This window comes from Herpetosiphonaceae bacterium, from assembly GCA_036374795.1.
Taxonomy (GTDB): Bacteria; Chloroflexota; Chloroflexia; order Chloroflexales; family Kallotenuaceae; genus LB3-1.
Genome location: DASUTC010000301.1, coordinates 1 through 1,120 on the forward strand (window position 1 = coordinate 1; position 1,120 = coordinate 1,120).

Annotated in this window: 2 protein-coding genes; both read left to right on the forward strand. The window is 60.4% G+C overall.

Annotated elements, in window-relative coordinates; translation table 11 throughout:
- On the forward strand, window positions 1–302 hold a 302-nt coding region (locus tag VFZ66_23385), incomplete at its 5' end, for a hypothetical protein (GenBank protein HEX6292151.1).
- On the forward strand, window positions 289–1,120 hold an 832-nt coding region (locus VFZ66_23390; protein HEX6292152.1), incomplete at its 3' end, for a branched-chain amino acid ABC transporter permease. The genes VFZ66_23385 and VFZ66_23390, both read left to right, overlap by 14 nt.

The following is a 1,120-nucleotide window of genomic DNA, read 5'->3' on the forward strand; positions in this document are numbered from 1 at the left end:
CCTTCTACGGCTGGCTGATCGGTGTGAGCATGGCCGGCCTCGCAGGCGCGCTCATCGCGCCGCTGACTGTCAGCCAGCCGGCGATCGGCGGCGATTACCTGATCAAGGCGTTCATCATCATCATCATCGGCGGGCTCGGCAGCATTCCGGGCGCGATCCTCGGCGGCCTGCTCGTGGCGCTGATCGAAAGCATCTTCGGCTACTACTACGACCTGACCATCGCGACGATCATCATGTTCGTGCTGGTCATGGTCTTCCTCCTCGTGCGTCCTCAAGGGCTGATGGGTCATGTTGAACGCTAGGTGGGCGGACGCGATCGGCTGGGCGCTGCTGGCCGTGCTGCTCGTGCTGGCATTGACCAGCAGCGATACCTACACGCTGAAAGTCGTCCTGTGGATCTCGCTGAACATCCTGGCCGCCGCTGCGCTTCGTTTCGTCATGCTGACGGGCGAGCTCAACATCGCCACGGCTGCCTTCTGGGGCGTCGGCGCATACGTCGCTGCCATTCTCACCGCCTGGTACAAACTGCCCCTGGTCCTTTCCCTGCTGATTGGCGGCATGGCGCCGATGCTGCTCAGCGTGATTTTCGGATACGTGACGCTGCGCACGAAGGGACCGTACTTCATGCTGATCAGTTTTGCCTTCACCGAGGTCTTGCGGCTGATCTATACGCAGGCAGAGGTCATCGGCGGCAATTCCGGAATGATCGGCATCTACCCACCGCGTTGGCTTGATCCCTATTATTCCGCAGTCGTCGTTGCGATAGTGATTGCCCTTCTTGCCGCGTTCTTCTGGCTTGAGCGCGGCGCCTTCGGCAAGCTCCTGAAGGCCATCCAGAACAACGATGCCGTGACCGAAAGCGTCGGCATCGACGTTCTGAAAATGAAGATTATCTGTCTCGCCGTCGCATCGTTTGCCGCTGGAATTGGCGGCGCGCTGTTCGCGCACGGCAATCGCGTCATCAGTCCGGGCGACTTCAGCTTCCTCGTTGCCGTCTATGCTCTCGCCTACGTCAAGATCGGCGGCGAAACGCAGTTTTCCGGTGCGATAATCGGCGCGGTCCTGCTGACGCTGCTCAACCAGTACGTCATCTCGTTCGGGCACTTCGAGCACCTGTTGT